The following is a 661-nucleotide window of genomic DNA, read 5'->3' as shown; positions in this document are numbered from 1 at the left end:
TTCAACAAGAAAACCAACGATTAAAACAAGAGCTCTACAGCCTACAACAGATCCAGCAAAGCCTAGACGAAGAAATGTTAAGGCTGACGTTGGATGCGAAAGGCAACGTCACATCGGCAAACCAAAAGTTTTTGCAGCAACTTTCACTGTCAGATAAGGACATCTTGGCGAAGCATATTTCTGACCTTGTACCATCAAACGTTAGAAATACTGACCACTTTTACCGCATGAAACAGTCGGTTCAAGCAAAAGCATTCTGGAATGGCGCGTTTCAAATCACCAAGGGGGATGGTGAAGAGGCGTGGTTAAGAGTGGTTATTCAGCCTGTGCGAAACACAAGTGACCAGGTTGAGAGCTTTTTTGTGTTTGCCTCTGAACTGACTCGAACGATCACGACATCGCGCGAGTACGAAGACATGCTGAATGCACTGAGCCGCTCGATGGCAGTCATTGAATTTACGTTAGACGGTACAGTGCTTAAAGCAAATGATAACTTCCTCAGCACGATGGGTTACAAACATGGACAAATCGTGGGTAAGCATCACCGAATTTTCTGTTTGCCTGAAGAGGCAAACTCTTCGGCGTATCACGACTTTTGGAAAAGGCTGGCAAGTGGGCAGTTTGTTACCGACCGATTCAAACGCGTAGACCAATATGGCTC

At 45.7% G+C, this 661-nt stretch carries 1 protein-coding gene; it reads left to right on the top strand.

All coding sequences use genetic code 11. The annotated features are described in order from the left end of the window. A partial coding sequence (locus R7Z49_RS25500) for a PAS domain-containing protein (protein ID WP_318112453.1) occupies positions 1 to 661 on the top strand: 661 nt, incomplete at both ends.

Origin of the sequence: Vibrio sp. 1562, assembly GCF_033340155.1 — a bacterium.
Lineage (GTDB): Bacteria > Pseudomonadota > Gammaproteobacteria > Enterobacterales > Vibrionaceae > Vibrio > Vibrio alginolyticus.
Note: the sequence above shows the minus strand (reverse complement) of the source record. Positions and strands in the feature narration are given on the sequence as shown.